The sequence below is a fragment of the Brevibacterium sp. AGC70 genome (assembly GCF_057334195.1).
Window position 1 is genome coordinate 179,628 of sequence record NZ_JBHFIH010000014.1, and the last position, 22,774, is coordinate 202,401.

General features: G+C 64.0%; 25 protein-coding genes and 1 riboswitch. Of the genes, 9 read left to right on the top strand and 16 right to left on the bottom strand.

Going from position 1 to position 22,774, the window contains the following annotated elements; translation table 11 throughout:
• The first annotated feature begins 9 nt into the window (after positions 1 to 9).
• Positions 10 to 1,323, top strand: a complete 1,314-nt coding sequence (locus tag ACE03M_RS10980; protein WP_485933962.1) for an FAD-binding oxidoreductase — start codon at positions 10 to 12, stop codon at positions 1,321 to 1,323.
• Here ACE03M_RS10980 and ACE03M_RS10985 read toward each other — a convergent pair.
• Entirely contained in the window at positions 1,298 to 2,788 is a 1,491-nt protein-coding gene (locus ACE03M_RS10985; RefSeq protein ID WP_143921324.1) for an amino acid permease, read from the bottom strand. The two genes, ACE03M_RS10980 and ACE03M_RS10985, sit on opposite strands and share 26 nt — an antisense overlap.
• 61 nt (positions 2,789 to 2,849) lie before the next feature.
• The gene (locus ACE03M_RS10990) at positions 2,850 to 4,088 is read right to left on the bottom strand and encodes an alpha-hydroxy acid oxidase (RefSeq protein ID WP_485933963.1); all 1,239 of its coding nucleotides are present in this window, start codon (positions 4,086 to 4,088) and stop codon (positions 2,850 to 2,852) included.
• A gap of 197 nt (positions 4,089 to 4,285) precedes the next feature.
• Between ACE03M_RS10990 and ACE03M_RS10995 the strand changes: the two genes are divergently transcribed.
• The gene (locus ACE03M_RS10995; RefSeq protein ID WP_485933964.1) at positions 4,286 to 5,503 is read left to right on the top strand and encodes a Fic family protein; all 1,218 of its coding nucleotides are present in this window, start codon (positions 4,286 to 4,288) and stop codon (positions 5,501 to 5,503) included.
• 65 nt (positions 5,504 to 5,568) lie between these two features.
• Here ACE03M_RS10995 and ACE03M_RS11000 read toward each other — a convergent pair whose 3' ends face one another.
• Positions 5,569 to 6,255 carry a response regulator transcription factor gene (locus ACE03M_RS11000; RefSeq protein WP_485933965.1) on the bottom strand — a complete coding sequence of 229 codons (687 nt, stop codon included), beginning with the start codon at positions 6,253 to 6,255 and terminating at the stop codon, positions 5,569 to 5,571.
• A gap of 7 nt (positions 6,256 to 6,262) precedes the next feature.
• Positions 6,263 to 7,411 (bottom strand): sensor histidine kinase, encoded by a 1,149-nt coding sequence (locus tag ACE03M_RS11005; RefSeq protein ID WP_485933966.1) that lies wholly within the window; start codon positions 7,409 to 7,411, stop codon positions 6,263 to 6,265.
• A gap of 152 nt (positions 7,412 to 7,563) precedes the next feature.
• Between ACE03M_RS11005 and ACE03M_RS11010 the strand changes: the two genes are divergently transcribed.
• The gene (locus ACE03M_RS11010; protein ID WP_485933967.1) at positions 7,564 to 8,232 is read left to right on the top strand and encodes a DedA family protein; all 669 of its coding nucleotides are present in this window, start codon (positions 7,564 to 7,566) and stop codon (positions 8,230 to 8,232) included.
• Positions 8,233 to 8,237: 5 nt separating this feature from the next.
• Positions 8,238 to 8,852, top strand: coding sequence for a histone deacetylase (locus ACE03M_RS11015; protein ID WP_485933968.1), 615 nt, complete (start codon positions 8,238 to 8,240; stop codon positions 8,850 to 8,852).
• Here the strand turns inward: ACE03M_RS11015 and ACE03M_RS11020 are convergent.
• Positions 8,806 to 9,777, bottom strand: coding sequence for a 2-dehydropantoate 2-reductase (locus ACE03M_RS11020; protein WP_485933969.1), 972 nt, complete (start codon positions 9,775 to 9,777; stop codon positions 8,806 to 8,808). The genes ACE03M_RS11015 and ACE03M_RS11020 overlap by 47 nt on opposite strands.
• Positions 9,778 to 9,813: 36 nt before the next feature.
• Positions 9,814 to 10,506: a thiamine phosphate synthase gene (gene thiE, locus ACE03M_RS11025; protein ID WP_485933970.1), complete on the bottom strand. Its 693-nt coding sequence runs from the start codon at positions 10,504 to 10,506 to the stop codon at positions 9,814 to 9,816.
• 11 nt (positions 10,507 to 10,517) lie between these two features.
• A riboswitch (TPP riboswitch) is annotated at positions 10,518 to 10,620 on the top strand.
• Between thiE and thiO the strand changes: the two genes are divergently transcribed.
• The 4 genes from thiO (at position 10,611) to moeB (ending at position 14,029) form a co-directional block, all read left to right on the top strand.
• A complete protein-coding gene (thiO, locus tag ACE03M_RS11030; RefSeq protein ID WP_485933971.1) occupies positions 10,611 to 11,798 on the top strand; it encodes a glycine oxidase ThiO in 1,188 nt (395 codons plus the stop codon). It overlaps the preceding riboswitch by 10 nt.
• Positions 11,795 to 12,043: a sulfur carrier protein ThiS gene (gene thiS / locus ACE03M_RS11035; RefSeq protein WP_485933972.1), complete on the top strand. Its 249-nt coding sequence runs from the start codon at positions 11,795 to 11,797 to the stop codon at positions 12,041 to 12,043. Before thiO ends, thiS begins: the two co-directional genes overlap by 4 nt.
• Before the next feature lies 1 nt (position 12,044).
• The gene (locus ACE03M_RS11040) at positions 12,045 to 12,812 is read left to right on the top strand and encodes a thiazole synthase (protein WP_485933973.1); all 768 of its coding nucleotides are present in this window, start codon (positions 12,045 to 12,047) and stop codon (positions 12,810 to 12,812) included.
• Positions 12,809 to 14,029: a molybdopterin-synthase adenylyltransferase MoeB gene (gene moeB, locus ACE03M_RS11045; RefSeq protein WP_485933974.1), complete on the top strand. Its 1,221-nt coding sequence runs from the start codon at positions 12,809 to 12,811 to the stop codon at positions 14,027 to 14,029. Before ACE03M_RS11040 ends, moeB begins: the two co-directional genes overlap by 4 nt.
• Here moeB and ACE03M_RS11050 read toward each other — a convergent pair.
• Complete coding sequence (locus ACE03M_RS11050) at positions 13,967 to 14,470, bottom strand: SRPBCC family protein (protein WP_485933975.1); 504 nt, start codon at positions 14,468 to 14,470, stop codon at positions 13,967 to 13,969. The genes moeB and ACE03M_RS11050 overlap by 63 nt on opposite strands.
• 70 nt (positions 14,471 to 14,540) lie before the next feature.
• Between ACE03M_RS11050 and ACE03M_RS11055 the strand changes: the two genes are divergently transcribed.
• Positions 14,541 to 15,185, top strand: a complete 645-nt coding sequence (locus tag ACE03M_RS11055) for a mismatch-specific DNA-glycosylase (RefSeq protein WP_485933976.1) — start codon at positions 14,541 to 14,543, stop codon at positions 15,183 to 15,185.
• Positions 15,186 to 15,219: 34 nt separating this feature from the next.
• On the opposite strand, the gene ACE03M_RS11060 is transcribed toward ACE03M_RS11055, so the two are convergent.
• The 9 genes from ACE03M_RS11060 to ACE03M_RS11100 form a co-directional block, all read right to left on the bottom strand.
• The gene (locus ACE03M_RS11060) at positions 15,220 to 15,834 is read right to left on the bottom strand and encodes a thymidine kinase (protein WP_485933977.1); all 615 of its coding nucleotides are present in this window, start codon (positions 15,832 to 15,834) and stop codon (positions 15,220 to 15,222) included.
• 75 nt (positions 15,835 to 15,909) lie between these two features.
• A complete protein-coding gene (locus tag ACE03M_RS11065; RefSeq protein WP_485933978.1) occupies positions 15,910 to 16,617 on the bottom strand; it encodes a PepSY domain-containing protein in 708 nt (235 codons plus the stop codon).
• A gap of 74 nt (positions 16,618 to 16,691) precedes the next feature.
• The gene (locus ACE03M_RS11070; RefSeq protein WP_485933979.1) at positions 16,692 to 17,153 is read right to left on the bottom strand and encodes a VOC family protein; all 462 of its coding nucleotides are present in this window, start codon (positions 17,151 to 17,153) and stop codon (positions 16,692 to 16,694) included.
• Positions 17,154 to 17,416: 263 nt separating this feature from the next.
• Positions 17,417 to 18,205: a hypothetical protein gene (locus ACE03M_RS11075; protein ID WP_485933980.1), complete on the bottom strand. Its 789-nt coding sequence runs from the start codon at positions 18,203 to 18,205 to the stop codon at positions 17,417 to 17,419.
• Between the two features lie 93 nt (positions 18,206 to 18,298).
• Positions 18,299 to 18,442, bottom strand: coding sequence for a hypothetical protein (locus ACE03M_RS11080; RefSeq protein WP_485933981.1), 144 nt, complete (start codon positions 18,440 to 18,442; stop codon positions 18,299 to 18,301).
• The gene (locus tag ACE03M_RS11085) at positions 18,439 to 19,926 is read right to left on the bottom strand and encodes an ABC transporter ATP-binding protein (RefSeq protein ID WP_485933982.1); all 1,488 of its coding nucleotides are present in this window, start codon (positions 19,924 to 19,926) and stop codon (positions 18,439 to 18,441) included. The genes ACE03M_RS11080 and ACE03M_RS11085 overlap by 4 nt, the downstream gene beginning before the upstream one ends.
• Before the next feature lie 2 nt (positions 19,927 to 19,928).
• A complete protein-coding gene (locus ACE03M_RS11090; protein ID WP_143921308.1) occupies positions 19,929 to 20,744 on the bottom strand; it encodes an energy-coupling factor transporter transmembrane component T family protein in 816 nt (271 codons plus the stop codon).
• The gene (locus ACE03M_RS11095) at positions 20,745 to 21,623 is read right to left on the bottom strand and encodes a histidine kinase (protein WP_485933983.1); all 879 of its coding nucleotides are present in this window, start codon (positions 21,621 to 21,623) and stop codon (positions 20,745 to 20,747) included.
• Positions 21,550 to 22,767 (bottom strand): nucleoside hydrolase, encoded by a 1,218-nt coding sequence (locus ACE03M_RS11100; RefSeq protein ID WP_485933984.1) that lies wholly within the window; start codon positions 22,765 to 22,767, stop codon positions 21,550 to 21,552. The genes ACE03M_RS11095 and ACE03M_RS11100 overlap by 74 nt, the downstream gene beginning before the upstream one ends.
• Positions 22,768 to 22,774: the final 7 nt, after the last annotated feature.

Consider the following 22,774-nt stretch of genomic DNA (forward strand, 5'->3'; position numbering starts at 1 on the left):
TGTGAAGGCATGAACTCGATCACAGGATTCCAACTTGACCATCCGCACTCCCCCGACCACATCGTCAGCCCCCTGACCACTACCGAAGTGGCTGCTGCCGTACGCTCCGAGCTGAGCTCTCGTTCACCGCGGATCGCCGTGCAGTCGACCGGACACGGCCGAACTTCGGGTATGCGTTCGGGGACACTCATCGACACCTCGAGAATGAATGATGTCGCCATCGACCCCTCGGCACGCACAGTGACCGCCGGAGCCGGAGCCCGATTCGCGGAAGTGATGGCAGCCGCCGCGCCCCATGGGCTGGCCCCGTTGTCGGGAAGCTTCCCCGGCGTCGGCATTGCCGGGTACAGCTTGAGCGGCGGCGTTGGCCTTCTGTCACGAAAGTACGGGTTCGCTGCCGATAATGTTCTCAGCGCCGAAATCGTCACCCCGGATGGCGAGATCAGGATGGCATCCGCGCAGGAGAACCCGGAGTTGTTCTGGGCACTGCGCGGGGCAGGTTCGAACTTCGGCATCGTGACCTCTTTGACGATGAGGGTCTTCCCCATTGCAGAGGTGCTCGGTGGCTCCATCGAGATCGACCTGCGAGCATCTCCCCAGGCCGGCCAGGTATGGCGGAAATGGGCGCTGAGGCAAGGTCGGGACATGATGACTGCCGCTGCCATCTACTCGGCTCCGACCACTGCCGCTGACCTGCCTGCCTTCCTGCGCGGAATCCATCAATTGCGGATTCAGATCGCATGGTCGGGCGAGACTGAACTCGGTCGAGCGCAGGTGGCACTCCTGGAGAGGGCACTGGTGGCTGCCGGGGCAGAATTCGCCTCGAGCATTGATGTCGTGCCCTTCGCGAGGACCAGCGAGATATTTGCCGAACCTGATGAGCCCCATTCATACGGCAGTGACGCATTCTTCCTGCCCGAGCTCGGCGAGCAGACGACAGCGAACCTCATTGCAGCGAGTTCCCCGGACCGGGTTCCCTGCTTCACCGTCATCGGTCTGCGCCTGCTCGGTGGCGCCATGGCCGAAGCACCCGAGATTGCAAACGCCCTCGGACATCGCGATGCCACTTGGCTGTTTTCGCTATTGTCGCCCTTGAACGAGTTCGAGGAGACTCCACTGGCCCATCACCTCACCATTGCCAGCGAGCTGGGTGCACCCGGGACAGGCGACGCGCCCCTGGGCCGCTCGCTCAATTTCACCTTCCGGTCCTTGACCGCCGAAGAGATCACGTCAGCGTTCGAGCCCGACGATCTGACACGGTTGCGTTCCCTACGGGATCATTTCGATCCGCGCAGGGTCATGCTGGCCCAGTTTGCGGTGTGATCGACAGTCCGTCGACGTCCATCTCCCCCAGACCCACCGTGCGTGAGCGACGTCCAGTGACCAGTCGGTGGATGAGCCACAGTAGCAGGAAGGCGGGCAGTCCGATGTAGGCGGAGGCAACTTCGAGGACCCGTCCCTCGACGATTGCTTGGACGTTCTGGCCGATGATGACGATGACCAGCATGACCAGTGCGATGATCGGTCCGATGGGGAACAGCGGAGCCCGATACGGCAGGTCCGCAAGATCTCGGCCCTGCTGAACGTAGGCACGGCGGAACCGGAAGTGACACCAGGCGATCCCGACCCAGACGATGAACCCGGAGAGCCCGGAGACGTTGATCAGCCACGTGTAGGCCCCACCGTCACCCATCACCTCGGAGAGGAATCCGAACAGACCGATGACCGCGGTGGCCAGGAGTGCCATGACGGGAACTCCGCGTTCGTTGAGTCGGGCGAACAGCCTCGGCGCGGTCCCCTCTTTGGCCATTGCATAGAGCATGCGGGTCGAGGCGTAGAGACCGGAGTTGCCGGCTGAGAGGATTGCGGTGAGGATGACGGCGTTCATCACGGATGCGGCCACGGCGATGCCGGCGCGCTCGAAGACAAGAGTGAAGGGCGAGGCCGTGACGTCCTCGTTGTTGGCGGAGGCCAGCAGCGAGGGGTCCGAATAGGGCAGGAGGAAGCCGATGATGATGATTGCGCCGATGTAGAAGAGCATGATGCGCCAGAACACGGTGCGGATGGCCCGGGGCATATCGCGGCGCGGGTTGGCTGACTCGCCTGCGGTCACACCGACGAGCTCCGTGCCCTGGAAGGAGAAGCCGGCGATCATGAACACGCTGATGATCGAGACCCAGCCACCCACGAATGGAGCTTCTCCTGCCGTCCAGTTGCTCATCCCCGGAGATTCGCCGCCGATGATGCCTGCGATCATGAGCACCCCGAGAAGGAGGAACGCGAGAACAGCGGTGACCTTGATGGCTGCGAACCAGAATTCACCTTCCCCGAATGCCTTGGCCGAGAGGAAGTTGAGCCCGGTGAGCAGGGCGAGGAAGATCGCGGCCCAGACCCAGGACGGCACGTCCGGCAGCCAGAAGGACATGATGACTCCGGCTGCGACGAGCTCCGCGGCGAGCGTGATCGCCCAGTTGAACCAGTAGTTCCACCCCATGGCGAATCCGAACGAGGGGCTGACGTACTTCGAGCCGTAGGTGTGGAACGATCCGGCCACGGGCAGGTGCGTCGACATCTCGCCCAGGGACTGCATGACGAAGAGGACCATGATGCCGATCGCAGCATAGGCCAGGAGTGCACCACCGGGTCCGGCCTGGGAGATCGTGCCGCCGGAGCCGAGGAAGAGTCCGGTGCCGATGGCACCGCCGATGGCGATCATCTGCAGGTGACGTGACTTCAGCCCCCGTTTGAGTTCGCGGTTCTCCCTCGCCGAGGCGGCTGTTTCGTTCATCGTGTCCCTTGACTGTCGTGCGACCGGTGTCCCGTTCGGGCCCCGGCCATTCTTACCACATTCAGATGTCGCGGTTCGCAGTGGCAGAGGTTGGCAGCCCCCTGGCCAGCTGCGGTCCGAGGTCGGAGATGTTCCGGGCGCCCATCAGGCCCATGGCAGTCAGTATCTCTGCCCGGATCAGGTCGATGGCCTTCTCCACGCCGCGCTGCCCGCCGGCCATCAGTCCGTAGAGGTAGGCCCGGCCGACGAGCACGAAGTCCGCTCCGGCACACAGAGCGGCCACGACGTCGGTGCCTGACATGATTCCGGAGTCGAGGATGAGTTCCATGTCCTCGCCGACGGCCGCTCGCACCTCCGCCAGCGCGGTCAGGGAGTCAGGTGCACGATCGAGTTGGCGCCCGCCGTGGTTGGACACGACCAGGCCGTCGGCGCCGATGGACCGGGCCCTGTCGGCGTCTTCGGCGGTGACGACTCCCTTGACGAAGAGCTTGCCCTTCCACTGCGAACGGATCCACCTGAGGTCATCGAGGTCAAGTGTCGGATCGAACATGGTCCGCGTCATCTCGGCCAAGGACTGCGAGGTGTTCGACAAGGAGGCATATTTCGGCGGTTCGGTGGTGAGGAAGTTGAACCACCAGCCGGGCCGGTAGGAGGCATCGAGAATCGTCTTCAGGGTCAGCTTCGGTGGGATCGAGAGCCCATTGCGGTTATCTCGCAGGCGCTGGCCGGTGATCGGAGTGTCGACTGTGACGAGCAGGGTCTCGTACCCGCTGGCTTGGGCTCGCTGAAGCAGGTCGAGACTGCGCTCACGGTCCTTCCACAGATAGAGCTGGAACCAACGAGTGGATCCCGGTGCCGCCTGGGCGACCTCTTCGATGGACCGTGTGCCCATCGTTGACAGCGAGAAGGGAATTCCTGCCTTTGTCGCAGCGCGGACTCCCCCGATCTCACCTTCGGAGTGCATCATCCGTGTGTAGCCTGTCGGGGCGATGCCGAATGGCAGTGCTGTGTGCTGACCGGCGATCGTCGTCGATGTGTTCGGGGCGTCGACTCCGTGCAGGATCCGTGGGAGGAGTTCGACGTCGGCGAAGATCTGACGGTTCTTACGCAGTGTGTGCTCATCGAGCGCGCCGCCGTCGACGTAGTCGAAGGGTGCCGTGGGGGTGACCCGCTTCGCAATGCGACGCAGGTCCCAGACATCGGCAGCGGAGTCGAGTCGAGCACCCACCCTGTCGAGCCTGGGCAGACTGAACTGCAGGAGAGGGGCGAGTTCCTTCATGTCGGGCAGCTGCCGTTTCATCGTTCTCCTCATCGTCGACACTGAATCTCGTCGGGTTCGAGTCGCCTGCGAGCACTGTGAACCTCTGGCGCTCCCAGTATCCTCGGCATCCCTGAGCTGTGAGTCTAGCGAGACGGGCGTGCTCCCTGGAACTGGGATCACCATGAGAGATATTCCCATTTATTTCATCATGTGGGCTTATCGTCTAGACTATTCCCATGTCCGACTCCGCCGACCCCGTGTCCGATTCTGCCGTTCCCGTGCCCGCAGCACAGACAGAGACCAGACCGTGGCGCCAGGAGTTCCGCGGCGGCACGATCGACGACAGGAAATTCGCCGAAGTGTCCGTCTCGATTCCGGCCCGCATCGGCTCGGTCGACCTGGGCCTGCCCTCCGAGCTCGCCGCACGCTCAGAAACCGCGGTCCGCGCGATCTCCCGGCTCGACGCCGAGCATGGTCGCACCCTGATCCCACTGTCCTATCTGCTGCTGCGCAGCGAATCGATCGCCTCATCGAAGATCGAAGCCGAGGAGGCGCCCATCGACGACTTCGTCCGTGCCCTCCACGGTGCGAAGTCCAATTCTTCGGCAACTGCGATGGCCGCTGCAACGGGTGCGTTGGATCTGCTGACATCGGGAGCGATCAGTGCCGATGCGGTCTCTCGCGCCCATCGGCTGCTGCTCAAGGACGATGCCGGAGAGGCTCATCTGGCGGGCCGGCATCGGCCGATGCAGAACTGGATCGGCGGCTCCGATCATTCGCCCCGAGGTGCGCTCTACGTTCCCCCTCCCCCGGAGCTCGTCCCTGAGCTCATGGACGATCTGCTGTCCTTCGCCCGCCGCGTTGACATTCCCACGATCGCGCAGGCGGCCGTCGCCCATTCGCAGTTCGAAGCGATCCACCCCTTCACCGACGGCAACGGTCGGATCGGACGAGCCTTGGCGGCTGGGATCCTCCACTCACGCGGCGTCACGACAGGGATCACCGTTCCCCTGGCTGCTGCCTTGGTCGAGGTTCGAGACCGCTACTTCGCCGCTCTGAATTCCTATCACTCCGGCGACGCCGGACCGGTCATATCGCTGTGGTCGACGTCATCGGTGATCGCGGCAGAGGAAGCTCAGCTGACCGCGCATCGGCTGGCCCGACTGCCTGATGAGTGGGCCGATCTTCTCGGCCATCCACGTGAGAACAGCGCCGCAGCCAGGATCCTGACCTACCTCGCATCGGACCCGGTGTTCACGATCGACGACATTGAGGACTCATTGAAACTGTCCAGCTCCTCGGCGAACAGGGCGGTCTCCGCATTGATGGAAGCCGGGGTCCTACGCGGTCTGACCAGTCGCAAGCGCAATCAGATCTGGGGTGCCGGCGATGTGCTGGCCGAGCTCGAAGATCTCAATCTGCGCATCGGTGCCCGAGCCCGTTCCGAACTCTGAGAACCTGCCCTGTCACGATGCTCGCGCTCTCGAGGTCATGAGTCACCTGGTTGCTCTCCGTCGGCTCAGGACTGATCGAGGTAGTGCAGGACCGCCGCGACCCTCCGGCTCGTGGTCTCCCCTGCGTGCAGCCTGAATTTGTCGAAGATCGAACTGATGGCCTTCTCCACGGAGCTGATGGACACATAGAGCCGTTCGGCGATACCGCGGTTCGACAACCCCTCAGCCATGGCCTGGAGGACTTCGTTCTCACGAGAGGTGAGCGCGGACAGGGAGTTCTGTTTCTCGGACGAGCTCAGCAGCTGCCGGACAACCTCGGGGTCGATGACGGTTCCGCCCTCCGCTATCCGATTGACGGACTCGAGGAAGCGGTCGATGTCGGTGACCCGGTTCTTCAGCAGGTAGCCGACTCCCACGGTCTCGGTGCTCAGCAGCTCAGTCGCGTATTCGCGCAGAACGTATTGGCTGAGCACGAGGACTCCGATTTCCGGGAAGCGGCGCTTGATCTCCAGCGCGGCCTCGAGTCCTTCTGTGGTGTGGGTCGGCGGCATCCTGACGTCGACGATCGCCAAGTTCGGGCGATGAGCTGCGACCGCAGTGAGGAGCTGCTGCCCGTCATCGACAGAGGCCACAACCGCGATGCCCTCGTCCTCGAGCAGGCTGCGCACCCCTTCGCGCAGCAGCACCGAGTCATCGGCCAAGGCGACTCTCATCGGGTCGACGTTCGGGGTTTCGGCGCTGGATTCAGGCATGCCAGGTTCAGACATAGGGGATCTCCGCTCTCACTGTGGTTCCGACATTCTCTGTGCTCTCGATCGTCATCGTCCCGTCCAATGCTCCAACCCGGCGCGACAGTCCTTTCAGCCCGCTGCCGGCAGGGTCGGCTCCCCCTGTGCCGTCATCGATCACCTCGGCGATGAGCCTCTGTTCCTCGGCGATCACGCTGATTCGAATAGCCGACGCATTCGCGTGCTTGACCACATTGGTCACCGCCTCCCGGACAACGAAGTACGCAGCAGATTCACTGGCCTGCGATACCCGCCGGGCGGGGACAGCGTTGAGGGTGACCGGGATCGGACAGTGATCGGCTACCCGGTGGAGGACGGTGCCCAGGCCGTGTTCGTCCAGTGCTGTGGGATAGACCCGCCAGGCGACCTCGCGCATCTCATCGATGAGGTCCTGGGACTGCACGAGGGCGTCCTCAAGGAGGGCGCTGACCTTGTCCTGATCCTTCGCTCGCTGGGCACGTGCGATGAGCACGGACAGGGACACGACATTCTGCTGGACTCCGTCGTGGAGGTCCCGCTCGATCCGGCGCCGCTCCTCGTCGATGGCCATGACCACACCGTGGCGGGTCATGAGAAGTTGAGTGATGCGGGTGTGGGGCGCGTTGGGACGGCTGGTCTCGGAGAACCTGGAGTCGATTCTGCCGTGCAGCCAATTCGCGAACTCGGCGAGGACGATGACCCCGATGAGGTTCGCGGCTCCATAGAGCACTCCGACGAACAGAGTCGGCTGGCTGATGGTCCAGAAGTCGAAGCCGATGGTGATGCTGCCGCCGATGAACAGTCCCTGGATGAGCGAACCGATCGTGACGAGCAGGAAACCCATGAGCAGATTGAGCACCGGAATGGCGATGAGGCCCGCAACCACACCGTTGAGGACGAAGAAGCCGCGCGTCATCGGGCCCGAACCCATGATGACGCCGAAGCCCCGCTCCTGCCGGGTGCGCTCCCAAGCCAGGACCCTCCGGCTCAGTCGCGAGGTCGAGGCGGGGATCGCAGCGAGCAGCAGCGGAAGGCACAGTAGCACGCCCCACAGGATTCCCAGCACCGAGGCACTCCAGCGTGTGACGAACATGCGGGATTCTCGGGGAATCCGCGCGGTCAGCGACGTCGGCCAGGGCATAGGTCGATCGTAGCAACGCCGGGCGCCTGGTCCCATGGGCCCGACCGCAGTCTCCGTTTCCGGTTTTCCGCATCTTCGCTCCGGGCTCCTGCAGGCGATACTGCTCTTCGCCGCGTTCCGAGCTCGCCCGTCGGTCAATAGCGTGAATGGGTATGGACCTCGCTTTCGACATCCTCGCCGCAACACTCGAATCGCCGTGGGTGTACCTACTCGTCTTCGTCATCGCCGGCCTCGACTCCCTGTTCCCGATCGTGCCCTCCGAAACGATTCTCATCACCGCGGCGGCCTATGCGGCGACCGGAACGCCGAACCCCGTCGGACTCCTGCTGGCGGGAGCAGTCGGTGCCCTCACCGGTGACCTCGCCGCCCACCTTGTAGGGCGCGGGGGTGGCTCGGTGGCGTCTCGGTGGACCCGACATCCGCGTGCACGTCGGCTCCTCGAACGCACCGAGGAGATATTCGCCCGCCGAGGCGGCGCTGTGCTCATCGCGGGCCGTTTCGTTCCCGGCGGACGCACGGCCACCACCGTGACCTCGGGGATGCTGAAGTATCCGGTCCCTCGGTTTCTCGCCTTCGATGCGGCAGGGTGCCTGGCCTGGGCGCTGTATTCGACGGGCATCGGCCTGCTCGGCGGTGTGCTGTTCGAGGATCAGCCGCTGCTCGGGGTGGGATTGGGAATCGGCATCGCACTCGTCATCACCGGTGTTGCTGAACTCACGCGCACACTTCTGGCCAGGAGGAAAGCCCGATCAGATGGTGATCGGACGGCACACCGAGACTCCGCAGATTGGACAGTCCCAGCCGTTGACGTGGCATCATGAATGGGATGTCTCAAGGTCTCGTGTGGTATGTCAGCTATGGGTCGAACATGCATCGTGACAGGCTCGCCTGTTACCTGCAGGGCGGCCGTCCCCCAGGCGCATTCGTCACCTATCCCGGCGCACGGAACTCCGCTCCGCCCTTGGCAGAGATGGGCATCGAACTTCCCGGATCCATCTACTTCGCCGGCAGCTCCACCGTGTGGGGCGGTGGAGGAATGGCCTTCTATGACCATCATGAGCCAGGCCCCACACCGGCAAAGGCTTATCTCATCACTGCCCAGCAGTTCGCCGATGTCGCCGATCAGGAGATGAACCGGCCGCCTTCATCGGACAACCCGCTGGAGACACTGGCCTGCGAACTTCCCATCGGCTCCGCCCACTCGGTGGGGCCAGGCGGATACGAGACCCTTCTGGTTCTCGACCGCGCAGATTCGATCCCGATGGTGACGTTCACGGCTCCGCACGGATCGGACGCAGTCACCCACACCATCCCCGGTGAACCGTATCTGACGATGCTGCGCCTCGGCGTCGAGGAGGTCAGTTCTGTCTCGACCGTCGGTTCAGTCTCGACGCTCAACTCTGTCGCAGCGACTCCCCAGCCCGCAGCTGCACAAGTGTGAGGTCGAGCAGGGGTGTCTGCACACCGAGGTCAGCGGCTGTTCGCCCGAGGTGACCGAGGATGTGCTCGGTTTCGCTGGGCAGACCCGAGGTCACATCGCGATAGAGCGAAGAGGTGAAGGACGAGCCCTCGGCGGTGAGCATGGCCAGAGTCATATCCCTGGCCTGAGCCGAGACCGGGTGTCCCCCGGCACTCGCAACGGCTTCGAGCTCGTCGACGATTCCCACGATGTGCGATTGTCCGCCAGCTGCCATGATCGCTCCGACCGGGGCCCGGAACAGGCAGGTCACGACTCCAGCCGCGGCGATGAAGATCCACTTCTCCCACAGGGCGTCCGTGATGTTCTGAAGGATCTGCAGCCTGTAGCCGGGAACGTCAAGAGCCTCGACGATGGGATCGGGGACGGCTCCCCCGTCGAGGTCGCCGATGGTCATGATAGCCAGGTCGGTCATCTGGTGGATGGCTCCGTCCGTGATCGTTCCGACGATCTTGACCAGACCGCCCAGAACCTGGCCTGGGAATTCCTCGACCAATCGCTCGATCTGAGCCATGCCGTTGAGGAACGGGATGATGAGGGTGTGCGCGCCCACGGCGGGTCTGATGTCGTCGATGCTCGACTCCAAGCCGTTGGCCTTGACCGCGACGATCACGAGATCGAACGGAGTCGAATCCTGGCGATCGGCAGCGGCGGAGTCGGCAGCTGCCGGATCGGCCTGGGCCAGCTCGGCAGCGGTGAGGACGGGGATGTGGTTCGTCCGGTCCTCACCGGGGGCGACGAATCGCAGGCCGTTGGCACGCATCGTCTGCGCTCGTGCCTCGCGGACGAGGAACGTGACATCGCGATCGGCTTCGAACAGGCGGGTGCCGAACGCCCCGCCGGTCGCGCCGGCTCCGGCGATGAGTATCTTCACTGTGTGCTCTCCCATATCAGATTGATTCCTTTGCAGTTGCGCCGCGCGCTGTCATAACGCCTGTTTGAGTTCCGCAGCCGCGGCCGCGGGGTCTTCTGCTGCGGTCACTGCACGGACGACAACGATGCGCTGCGCACCGGCGGCTCTCACCTCGGCGAGGCGCTCGCCTGCCGAGATCCCGCCGATCGCGAACCAGGGCTTGGATGCGCTGGAGGCGAGCGCGTGCAGGGGGTCGGTGCCGATGGCTGGTCTGCCGGGTTTGGTCGGGGTCTCCCACACTGGACCCAAGCAGAAATAGTCGATCTCGGGGTCCGCCTCGGCGGCATCGGCCTGTGCGATCGAATGGGTCGAACGACCCAGTATCACATCAGGGCCGAGGACCGCGCGGGCCTGTTGGCTGGTGAGGTCGCCCTGGCCGACGTGGAAGACATCGGCGCCGACGAGCAGCGCCACATCCGCGCGATCATTGACGGAGAAGAGCTTCCCGTGCCGGTGGGCTGCATCTCTGAGCACCTCGAGTGCCTCGATCTCGGCCCGGGCTTCGAGGCCCTTGTCGCGCAGTTGGATGATGTCGACGCCACCGGCGTAGGCGGCATCGAGGAACTCGGGGAGATCGTCCTGCACGCTGCGGGAATCGGTGCAGACATAGAGCCTGGCCGCGCGCAGCCGGTCAAGTCGTGTGTCTCTGTCTGCAGCTCTGTCCGTGTCGTGGACTGCGGCGTCCATTGTCATATCTGCGGCCATGCTCCTAGAGTAGAGGAGTTCGCGGGAGCCTCATAAAGGGGCTGAGAGGGCTTTGTGCCGACCGTTCAACCTGATGCGGATCATGCCGCCGGAGGGAGAAGCACGTGCACGTCATTGTTGTGGGAGCTGGAATCATCGGCTTGTCCACTGCCTGGAATCTGCGCCGTCGCGGCATCGGCGTCACTATCGTCGATCCTGCCCCTGCCATGGGTGCCTCGCATGCGGCGGCGGGAATGCTGGCCCCGGCCGCCGAGGTGGTGTGGGGGCAGTCTCCCCTGTATCCGCTCATGCGTGCCTCGGCGGACCTCTATCCGGACTTCGCCGCCGAGCTGACTGCCGTCTCGGGGCATGACCTGGGACACACGAGCGCCGAGACTCTCGTGTGTGCCGGCGACCGGGCCGACCTCGCCTCCCTGCGTGAACTCATGATCCTGCAGTCCTCTGCCGGTTTCGACGTCTCCCTCATCGCGGGATCCCGGGCCCGTGACCTGGAGCCGTCCCTGGCACCCGGGGTGTGCGGAGCCGTCACGATTCCCGGAGATCATTCGATCGATCCCCGCCGGGTCACCGGTGCACTGATATCGGTCCTCGGTGATGACCTCGTCCGGGCCTGCGTCACGAGTCTGCTCAAGACATCCGGGCGCACCGTGGGCGTCGAGCTCGACAATGGGACGAGGTTGAGCGCTGATCAGGTCATCGTCGCCGCTGGCGCTTCGTGCAATGACATCGCGGGGCTGCCGACGCTGCCTCTGCGCCAAGTATGGGGTGAGGTGATCAGACTCCGGGCACCACAGGCACTGGCCCCACTGCTGACGCGCACGATCCGCGGTCTGGTCAATGCTCGGCCCGTCTACATCGTGCCTCGCACCGACGGCGAGCTCGTCCTCGGCGCCACGAGCCGTGAGGACGGCCGGTCGGGAACCAACGCCGGCGGCGTCCACCAGCTGCTTCGTGACGCAGAGCGCCTCGTCCCGGCCATCCTCGACTGCGAGATCACAGACATCACCACCCGCGCCAGACCGGGCTCACCCGATGACGTGCCGATCATCGGACGCATCGATCCCGGCTCTGTGGTGTCCACCGGCTTCTTCCGGCACGGCATCCTCCTCGCCCCGCTGGGTGCAGGCCTCACCGCCGACCTTGCCACCAGAGCCGACACAGCATGGGCGCCACCGGGGTCACTGGCAGCAGTGGGACCGGAACGTTTAGAGGCAGAGCACCCACCGGCGGAAACACAAAACGCACAGCAGCACACCATTTCGATTCAGCAACCAGCAGGGAGTCATCCGTGACCGACACCATCACCATCACGCTCAACGGCGAGCGCCACGCACTCGCCGGTCCCACCACAGCCAAGGACCTCATCTCCGGCATCGTCGACAAGGAGATCGGCCCCGACGGCACCCCCGTCGACGGCAGCCGCCTGGGCATCGCGCTCGCCGTCGACGGTGAGGTCATCAGGCGCGGGCAGTGGTCGGGCTTCACTCTGGCCCAAGGCCACAGCGTCGACATCGTCACAGCAGTGCAGGGAGGCTGAAATGACCTGGAACGTCGACGAAGTGACGATGAATTCCCGGCTCGTCATGGGCACCGGCGGGGCAAGTTCGCTGAGCATCCTCGAACAGGCGCTGGAGGCATCAGGCACTGAGCTCACGACCGTCGCACTGCGCCGCTATGACGGCACTGCCCGGGACTCGGTGTTCGCCCTGCTGCAACGCCTGGGTATCCGTATCCTGCCCAACACGGCCGGATGCTACACAGCCAGGGATGCTGTGCTGACTGCCCGGTTGGCCAGGGAAGCTCTCGAGACGAACTGGGTGAAGCTCGAGGTCATCGCCGATGAGGAGACCTTGCTGCCCGATCCGGTGGAGCTGTTCCGGGCGGCGGAGGAGCTCGTGCTCGACGGCTTCACGGTCTTCGCCTACACGAACGACGATCCGGCCCTGGCCAAGAGGCTCGAGGATGCCGGGGTTGCTGTGGTCATGCCTGCCGGTGCTCCGATCGGCAGCGGACTGGGCATCCTCAATCCTCACAACATCGAGACGATCGTCAGCCGCGCCCGGGTGCCTGTGATCCTCGATGCCGGAATCGGCACCGCCTCTGATGCGGGTTTGGCGATGGAGCTCGGCTGCACCGCCGTCCTGTTGGCCTCTGCGGTGACCCGGGCCCATGATGCCAGCGCCATGGCTCGGGCAATGTCCCTCGCCGTGGAGTCCGGTCATCTGGCTGCCCATGCCGGGCGCATCCCAAAGAGACCGCTGGCCCTGGCCTCATCGACCTTCGACGGGATGGTGACCCCGAGATGAGCGCGGCGAACAATCCGGGCCCGCTGGTCGAACCGCTCGATTCTCTGACCCCACGAGAACTCGAACGCTACGCCAGGCATCTGAGCCTGCCGGGTATCGGGGTCGAAGGACAACTCCGGTTACGGGCCGCCTCGGCGCTGGTCATCGGTGCGGGAGGCTTGGGTGCCCCGGTTCTGCACTACCTGGCTGCGGCCGGGATCGGATCGATCACGATCATCGACGACGATGTGGTCGACGCCTCGAACCTGCAGCGTCAGGTCCTTCACCGCGATGCCGATATCGGCCGAGCCAAGGTCGATTCCGCCCGTGACGCCCTGCTGCGCCTCGATCCGCTGCTCGAGGTTCACACAGTTGCCAAGCGTTTGAGCCCCGACAATGTGCTCGAACTCTTCGCGTCCCATGATCTGGTGCTCGACGGCGCAGACAACTTCGCGACCCGGTATTTGTCCAATGATGCGGCCGAACTCACCGGCACCCCACTGATCTGGGGAACGATCTTTCGCTTCGCCGGTCAGGTGAGCACCTTCGTTCCCGGGCATGGGCCCATGCTGCGCGACCTGTTTCCCGACATCCCCGAGGCCGATTCCGTGCCCAACTGCGCCGAAGGCGGTGTCCTCGGGGTGCTGTGCGGCACCATCGGTTCGGCAATGGCCACGGAGGCGGTGAAACTCATCTGCGGCATCGGCGCTCCCCTGATCGGTCGCCTGCTGCGCTATGACGCGCTGGAGTCCGACTACTCCACGCTGAGGTTCTCACCGGATCCTGATCGCGAACCTGTCAGCGACCTCGCCGAGGTGGCTGTGGCCTGTGCAGCTGCCCGCGCAGGAGCAGACGGTGACGGTGCAGATCGGGAGGACGAGATCAGTGTCGATGAGTATCTGGCCGATCCTTCCTCTGCCCTGCTCATCGATGTGCGGGCCGATTGGGAGCGCCATCTGGCATCGATACCCAGATCCGTCCACCTGCCGCTGGGTCTGCTGCAGGTCGAGGGCTGGCCCGCGGTGGAAACTCTAGTCACGCAGCTGCCTCGCGAGGTCGTCATCCACTGCAAGTCAGGTGCCCGTTCTGCTCAGGCCGTACAGCTTCTGCATGATGCGGCACCAGAATCCGTGCGTCTGCGGTCCTTGGCAGGTGGCATCGATGCGTGGTCGGCCTCAGGGCATGAGACTGTTCAGTCGTCTGGCCAGGCCGCGGTGCCCGGCTCTCATCACACGTGAGTGCATCCACGTTGCCACGGGACGCAGCATGCGGATCGACAAGCGCGATGTCGTCACACACCACACGGAGCTGATCGTGGTGATCGGGCCCATCTGCTCCAGCGACCACACACCGGTCCCCCTCAGATCACCGGTGGCGGAGAACGAGACGAAACGCGGCGGGCCTGTGTCCTGAAGTTCGATTCCGAAGCTCAAGGTGACGCCGATCGGGCTCTCCACCTGAATGTCGGCGCGGCTGCCGGGCACGATCCTGTCATCGACGGGGACCGCCACGGGCAGGCCCGGCCACCACTGCGGCCATGAGTCGACATCGGAGAGCACGGACCACACCTGAGTCGGACTGGCATCGACCCTCCACGTGTTCTCGAAGTGGAAAGGGGCTGACTCACCGGCGTGCGGTCGCACGTGCTGATGAGCCTGCTCCCCGTGTTCGTGCGTCATGGATCTCCCGATGTTTCTGAGGCGACGGGCGCTGATTCGTCCGTTCTGACTCGACGGTAGTGTGGACAGCGTGATTGAGGAAAGTTTCATCAGCTCCCGCCGACCATCGCCCTTAGCTGGACGAAAGCCGACGAAGGAGGACCTCGCTGAGTTCGCCACTGACAATCACGACGCCATCGATGACGTTCTCCCTGGACGCTCGGGTGAACTCTCGATGCTCATCGTCGGAATCAACCCGGGCCTGTGGACGGCCGCGGTCAATGCACCCTTCGCCCGACCGGGCAATCGCTTCTGGCCGTCTCTGCATCAGGCAGGTCTGACCGATCACCTCGTCGACGCTTCCCTGGGCCTGGCCGTCGAGGACGAGGCACAGCTGCTGGCACGCGGCATCGGCATCACCAACCTCGTGGGACGGGCCACGGCTCGGGCCGATGAGCTGGACAAGCAGGAACTGCGCGAGGGTGCGGCCAGGCTTGTCCGCCGACTCGACGGCATCCGCCCCAAGGTAGTCGCAGTCGCTGGGATCACGTCGTTCCGGATCGGATATTCGCTGCCCAAGGCCCACCTCGGCGAGCAGGACACGTCTCTCATCGATGGCTGGCCCGAGGATATCGACCTTCACGTCGTACCTCAGCCCAGCGGCCTCAATGCCCATTATCAGGTTCCGGACTTGGCCCGGATCTGGCGTGATGTGTGGGAGAGCATCGAGGACTGAGCACCTGCTCTGGTGCGGCCGTGACCGATTGCTGCTAGTGCGGTGGAGCGAAATGCTCGCGGCAACGTGCGACGTAGGATTCGAGGCCCCCGACATGGCTGGCATCGATGTCTGTGGCGCTCGGTTCCGAGGCTTCGACACTGAGCCCGGGGGTGCCCACCCTTTGGTGGAAGACGGCATCCCTGCCGCAGATCGTGCACACTGCCGTGAGTTTGAGCACGTCCTCGGCCACGGCCATGAATGTCGGCATCGGTTCGAAGGGGCCGCCGTCGAACGTCACGCACAGTCCTTCGACGATGACGGTAGCACCACGTTCCACGAGGTCGAATACGGTCGGCACCAGATCAGGCCCGAAGAATTGGGCCTCATCGATGGCCACCAGTTCATAGTCCTCGACGCGGGCGAGCTCGGCGAGGGACTCGACGTCACCGACGGGTATCGCGGGAATATTGATCCCATCGTGAGAGGTGATCGCCGACAGGTCGGAACGTGTGTCGAGAGAGTGGCTGAGGACGAGCACGTTGACCCCGGCGATCTTCGCTCGTCGGACGCGGCGCATGAGTTCCTCGGACTTGCCTGAGAACATAGGGCCGGCAATGACGTTGAGACGCCCGGCCGGCCGAGGCGAAGCAACTGGGTTCAAGGGCATGGCACCAGCCTACGCCGCGCTGTTCCGTCCTGACAGTGCCCATCTGTCCCGATGATGCTCCGGATGCGGCATTGGTCAGTCGTCGACGGTGACCTTCTTCGATTCGACGTCGACGGATACCTCGATCTCTTCACTCTTGTCATCGAAATCGAACTGGTATTCGATACGGTTGTCGTCGGAGTCGAGCTTCCATCCGTCGAGTCGGCCTGAGGCCTGGCCCCGGGCGAGTTTGAGCGCCTCGTCGAAGGTCATCGGGTCGGTCAGGTCGATGGCCTTTTCCTTGTCGTCCGAGGAGTCCTTCTCCGTGTCGACGACTTCACCGGTCTCAGCATCGATCTCGACGTCGAAGTCAGTGGAGCCATCGATGACCTTGACCTCGTACTGCCACGCCTTGTCGCGTTCGTCGAAGTCGAGTTCGACGCCGTGTACGGTGCCGTCCTTCGCTTCCTTCTTCGCCGTGGCAATGGCGTCCTTGGGTGCCACTGATGGTGATTCCTTGCTCAGATCGGCATCAGCGGCCAACCCCGAGGAGCTTGTTGTCGTCGAGCCCTGCGATTTCGTGTCTTCAGCGCGGTCATCGCTGCTGGCATCGTCATCGCCTGCTTCAGCGTCGCCTGATTCGTCGTTGCCAGAAGCGTTCTGCGCCTCAGTTGACTCTGAGGTTTGGCCCTCGGTCTCCGGGGCCTGACCATCACCTGAGCCCCCACTCGAACAGCCGGTGAGGGCGAAGGAGAGAATCATGGTCCCGGCAGCGGCTCGCGTGGCCAATTTCTGTGTCTTCATGCTCTTAACGGTAACAAGGAGGTGCGCCCACTGCCCCCTTGCTAAGAGGATTCTCATCCTGGTCAGAGCCCTAGTCAGTCGAGGCAGAACTCGTTTCCCTCGGGATCGGCCATGACGATGAATCCAGTCTCCATCGGCGGGTTGGGATCGACCCGTTCGAGACGCTGTGCACCCAGTTCCTGCAGACGCTGACATTCGTCTTCCAACGCCTGCATTCGTTCGCTGTTCTGCAGACCGGGGGCAGCACGCACATCGAGATGCACTCTGTTCTTGACGATCTTGTCCTCGGGGACTATTTGGAAGAACACTCGGGGCCCGCGGCCTTGCGGATCCTCGATCGCGGCGCGGAAGTCCGCAGGCTTCAAGTCGATGCCCAGCCCCTCGACGAATTCCTTCCATGCGGCAAAAGGATCGTCACCGGCGCTGAGGCTGATTCCGGGAGGGCCAGGGATGACGTATCCGAGCGTTTCTGCCCAGAAGGTGGCTTGGCCGATCGGGTCGTGACAATCGAAGGTGATCTGTACTGCGCGGGTCATGATGTCTCCTCATTGAGATCGTTCAATCAAGGGTATCTGTTTCTGCTCCGTGGTCACTGACCCGTTCGACCGTCGATGCACTCCCGCCGAAGGTCCGCAGGCCCGCAATGCCTGGCGTACTCTTCGATCGACGGTGGCTTTGGTCCATCCGTTCGGGGTTGTGGACATATAGGCATTCTGCTCGCCCGTCGCGGCTTTGACCAGGGATCTGCAGAAAACTGTCCACGGGTGTGCGTCAAGGTGCGGCAGGCTGATGCCACGTGCTAGGAGGAGAGAGACCACTGCTGGGTCAGCGGGAACAGGCTCGGCACGTCCTCGCGGATGGTTCGACCGAACGCCAGTGCCCCACCGAAGAGCTTTTCGATGGCATTGACCGAGTGCAGGACCCGATCTCTGGACAGCGGGGGCAGGAGCTCACCGTGCTTGAGGTAGCCCTTCAACGTCCCGGTCGCCGCCATCTTCAGGCCGAGGCGTCCGGCGATCAGCCAGGTGATGCATTCGGCTTCGAAGCGGGACTGTCGTCCGTCGATATCCGTCTCACTGGCAGCAATCCCCAATTTCGGAAAAGCTCCGAGATGTCCGGCATAGACCAGCGCGAGCTCATCGAGCACATGCTTCAACATCACAGTGGGACTCTGCGTCTTCGGCAAGCCCGCGAGGTCCAGCCCCTTTCGGTGCAGGACGTCCATGACGAGACGATGCCCGTCCCACGTCGGTGCCCCAGCGGCTTTGAAAGGGTTGACTGCGGCATCGGGGACCGGAGGCCCGTGGGTATCCTCGACATCGTAGACGAAGCGCACCGGCGCGAAGGGGTGCAGCACGATCAATGCCACGGCTTCGTCTGCGAGGAGCCTGCCGAATTTCTGCTGCCACGCGTGCTCTGTTTCGACGAATATCGCTCCGGCGTTCTGCTGCGCGATGAGAGCCGCGTTGAACGCGGCGATCTGGGGAAATCGGCGGACGAAGCCGAGCAGCTCGTCCCATGGCATCACGGATCTGTGACTGCCGGCTTCGGCGTACAGTGCATCAAACGAATTCACGTTCTTATCCATGACCTCACGCTACGACTCGGCACTGACATGGCCGAAGCAAGCGCAATCACCTGCGGACATGGCCAAGCAGCGCGGGTCCCGCCTAGCATCGAGTCAGGGGCGAGCTGCGCTCTCAGCGCCGCGAATTGAGTCCACAGGATTTGAGTCCAGGAGGACGATATGACCGTTGACGACCACAACCTGACGATCCGCATCTGACATGACGAACTCGTCATCCGGCAGCGTTGAGATGCTCATCCGACTGATCCCCCGCACTGATCGTCGTGACTCACCCTCCCCTCGCCCAGAAGCAGGATGCGATCCGCTGTCACTGCGGCCCAGTGCCGGTCATGGGTTGTGGCCAGGATGGATCCACCACGGCGGCGGAAATCCCTGATGAACACGTTCAGCCTGTCGACGGCCTTGCGGTCTCTGCCCAGAGTGGGTTCGTCGAGGAGGAGAATCCGAGGGCTCAAGATGAGTGCCGACGCCATCACCAGATCCTTGCGGAGATCGATGCTCAGATCATAGGGATGAGTCTCGCTGAACGAATCCAGCCCAGTCATCGCCATCGCCGAGGCGACCGACTTCTGTCGGCGGGTGCGGATCGCTGCCCTGTCGCGGCGTCTGTGCGAGGGCAGTGGCACGGCGCGCATGAGTTCTTCGCACACGGTCGCAGCAGAAAGCTGACTTCCTGGGTCCTGTCCCACCCAGCCGAGGTGCTGTGCTCGTTCATGGGCAGGAGCATCGCCGAGGCTCACCGGAGTACCGTTGCCATCGACGTTGATCATGCCCGACGTTCTGACCCCGGCCCCGAGAAGACCAGCGAGACTGCGCAGGAGGGTGGACTTCCCTGCGCCGTTGGAGCCCATGATCGACACCATCTCGCCGGATGCGAGGTCGAGATCGATGTCGGTCAGAACGGTGACCCCACCGCGGGCGACGCTCAGCCCGCTCACCGACAGTGCGACAGAAGCCGGGGCCGACGGTCCGGCAGCTTCAGGGCGGCCGGCCTCGCGTGGCTCATATTTCTGATGTGGCTCACCTTGCTCACGTGGTCGAGTGTCCCAGATCCCGCGTCGTTCGAGTTCGCTGGCTGAGGGGCGGATGTCGGTCGTGATCAGCCGACCGGAGTCAAGGATGCTCACCTGGTCACAGGCTTCGGCCACCTCGTCGAACTGATGGGCGGTGATGAGGACCGCACCGCCAGCGACGCAGAAGGCCCGAAGCACTGCGCCGAGACGCCGCCGAGTCTCCGGGTCCAACGACAGAGACGGCTGGTCGAGGACCAGCGATGATGGATTCCCGGTGAGCAGTCCCGCCAGTGCGACGAGTTGGCGCTGACCACCGGAGAGAGTATCCAGGCGACGACGCCACAGATCTCCGATGCCCAGCGAGTCAAGGGCCTTCCGTGCACGCCTCTCGACCGCTGAGACCTCGTCCCCATTCAGCCGCCCGGACAGCTGAACCTCATCGCCGACGAGGCTCGTCATTCCACTCAGCTGCGCCTCGGGGTCATCGCCGAGCATCACTGCAGTCCCTGCAACGCGGATGTGCCCGACGCTGGTTCCACGCTCGGACAACAACCCAGTGATCAGCCGCCCCAGGGTGGACGTACCCGAGCCCACCTCGCCGAGGATCGTATGCATCTGTCCGGGGGCCAGCCGAAGGTCGATGTCGGTCAGTGTCGCAGCCGCATTGCTGCGGTAGGTGAAGCCGGCGCCGGTGAGTTCGAGAAGCATTCTCAGGCACCCCAGATCATCTGGTCGGCAGTGGGCAGGGGCAGGACATCGGCCACGGAGGACACGACGAGGACGCAGGTGAGGAGGGGAGCACCTCGCCGCAGGAACCTTTGGCTCCGGCCATCGTGGTGATCCTGCAGCGACGTCACCTGCGTTGATTGTCCGAGACCGCGTTGTTCGAGCACGTCGTGACGCTGTTCGACCTCGATGAGGACGGAGGTGAACAGACCGGTGACGATGCTCGGCAGCAGCCGAGTGCGGACCACCCAACTGCTCACGTCCCAACCGCGACTGGCGCGGGCCTCGATCATCTGCTGAGTGCGGGTGCGGATGAGTGGGATGAGGCCGATCGCCGAGGCGCAGATATAGGCCACCGAGGAGGGCAGCCGCAGGGCCCGCAGCCCGTCATACAGGCGAGCCGAGTCGACTCCGAGTCCGAAGAATGCGCACAGGGACACGAGCGCACTGACCCGCAGCCAGATCTGTGCGGCGATCGCCAGTCCTTCGACGGTGAGCTGGGCGAGACCGTATTCCCACAGCACAGTCACCTCGGCGCCGGGGTAGAAGAGTCCCTGCACGACGCTGAGGACGATCAGCGTCGGCAGGCACAGCACGCCGACACCGATCGCCCAGGTGCGCAGACTCACTGCGGGTGAGATCACCGCGGCAATGAGCGTGGCGGCGATGATGGCGATGGGCACGACCGGGGACGGGATGCCGAAGACGAGCAGCAGAGAGCATACGAGGACGATGATCTCGGTGGCTGGATGCCAACGGTGTGTGGCCTGCTGTTCCCGGTCGAGAACAGTCGAGGTCATTCAGCCGACCCGCACCGGTGTGCGGGATCTGCGCGAAAGACTGTGGTCGGTGAACGGATACCTGTCGAGAATTCGCCGCGGCAGGGTCCGCACGACCACATAGGCCAGGGCGAAGATGAGCGCCTTGTCGATGATGTCGGAGAACAGGCTCTGTGCCAATGTCGCATTGAGCATCTCGAGGCCGGCTGCCTGCAGGATGGCGACGACGCCGCCGGTGCCAGAGCCCAGACCGCCGCCGAAGACGTAGGCAGCCACAGGAGCGCCGAGTGCTCCGGCAGGGATTCCTGCAAGAGCGCCGGTGATGACGGCGAACCAGGGAGTGCGAAAGGCACCGAGCCGTGCCGCCCACCCTGCAGCCGCACCGATGAAGGCCGCCCCAGAGCTGAAGGCGATGACGCTGGGGCTCAGGGTGACTCCCCAGATGAGGTTGGAGATGATGCCGGTGAACGCTCCGGCTGCAGGACCGGCGAGGACACCGATCATCACGGTCCCGATCGAGTCGAGGTAGAGCGGGATGGGGGTGACATTGCCGACGACATGGCCGATGACGATATTGGCGGCGATGGCGACGGGGATGAGCGCGAGAATGCTGCGCGGGATCAGCGGCAGTGTGCCGGCTGCGAGGAGGACTCCCCCGAGCAGGTATCCGAGCATGACCCACAGGGTCGTATGTCCCAAGTTCGTGCCGAGGTTGGCCGGTTGTGTCAGGAGGACCGCGATATATGTGCCGAGGATGACGATGGTGCCGAGCAAGGTCAGTGTGAGAGGAAGTGTGTGGCTCTGGTGACTTTTGGTGCCGTGACTCTCAGTGCTCTGGTTTTGTGCGGGACCGACGGTGTGTGCCGGCCCCTGCCCAGACTGTGTTGGTTTCGTGGTCATGATGGGGTCCTTTGCTCAGTGTCTCGCCGAGGTGGTCGAGGAAGGTCTGCGCATCGATCGTGCGGATGATCTCGGCATTGACGCCCTTCCCCCACCGCCCCAGCCAATCGGCGACGGTTTCGCCACGTGTGAGTTTACCGGTGAGTTCGACGTCGACGGGCGCACAGATCGTGGTGGCCCACGGCAGGGTGCCTCGAGTTCCGTTCGCAATGGGCTCGTCGCTGCCCGCCGAGATGGTTGAGATCTCGTCGCTGCGTGCCCACTCGAGGGCGCAGGCGAGGACGAAGGGATCATGGATGTGGGCGATGTAGCCCAGACCGTCCCATTCGTGGAACTCGAAGTAGAAGCGCAGGGCTTCGGCCATCTGGGCCAGCCAGCTGCCCCATCTCTCACCTGCGGCCGACGGTTCTCCTGTCCCGTCGTGAGGTTTCGGAGCCGCGTCGAGGATCGTTCTCAACCGTGTGGGAGTCATCTCAAGAGCCTCGGTGGCTTCGATCGGGGCGATCACCGGCAGGGCCCGATGAGTACCCTCGAGGTGAGCGTGGTCGAAGGCGGCGACGACCGTCGCCGTCGACTCGGGGTCGAAGGTGACGTTCCATTCGGTGGTCGGGTGGGTGTTGCCGCGATAGTTGAAGGCGCCGCCCATGATGAAGAGTCGTCTCACCAGGTTGGGCAGTTCGGGTTCGATGGCTATGGCCAGGGCAAGGTTCGTCGACGGTCCGATGACAACGCCGATGAGCTCTCCGGGGTGAGACCGTGCAGCATCGACCCAGGCTTGAGCGGCACTGATGGAGCTGGCCGGTGTCGCCGGTTGTGGAAGCCGCGCATATCCGACGCCGGTGGGTCCGTGGGTGAGGTCAGCGTACTCGGGCTCGGCGATAGGCGACATCGCAGAGTCTCCGTCGGTGCCTTCGGTCGGCCAAGCTGTGGGGAACTCGCTTCCCGGGTGGATGGGTATGCCAGTCCGTCCGGCAAGTTCAAGCCAGCCTTGAGCGTTGGCGCTGACCTGTGCGGTGGACACGTTGCCGCCTGAGGCCGCGATGCCGATGATGTCGACGTCGTCTTGGCACAGCAGATATCCGAGGGCGATGGCGTCGTCGATCCCGGGGTCACAGTCGAGGAACAGCGGCAGGTGTGGAGGCATGTGTCCT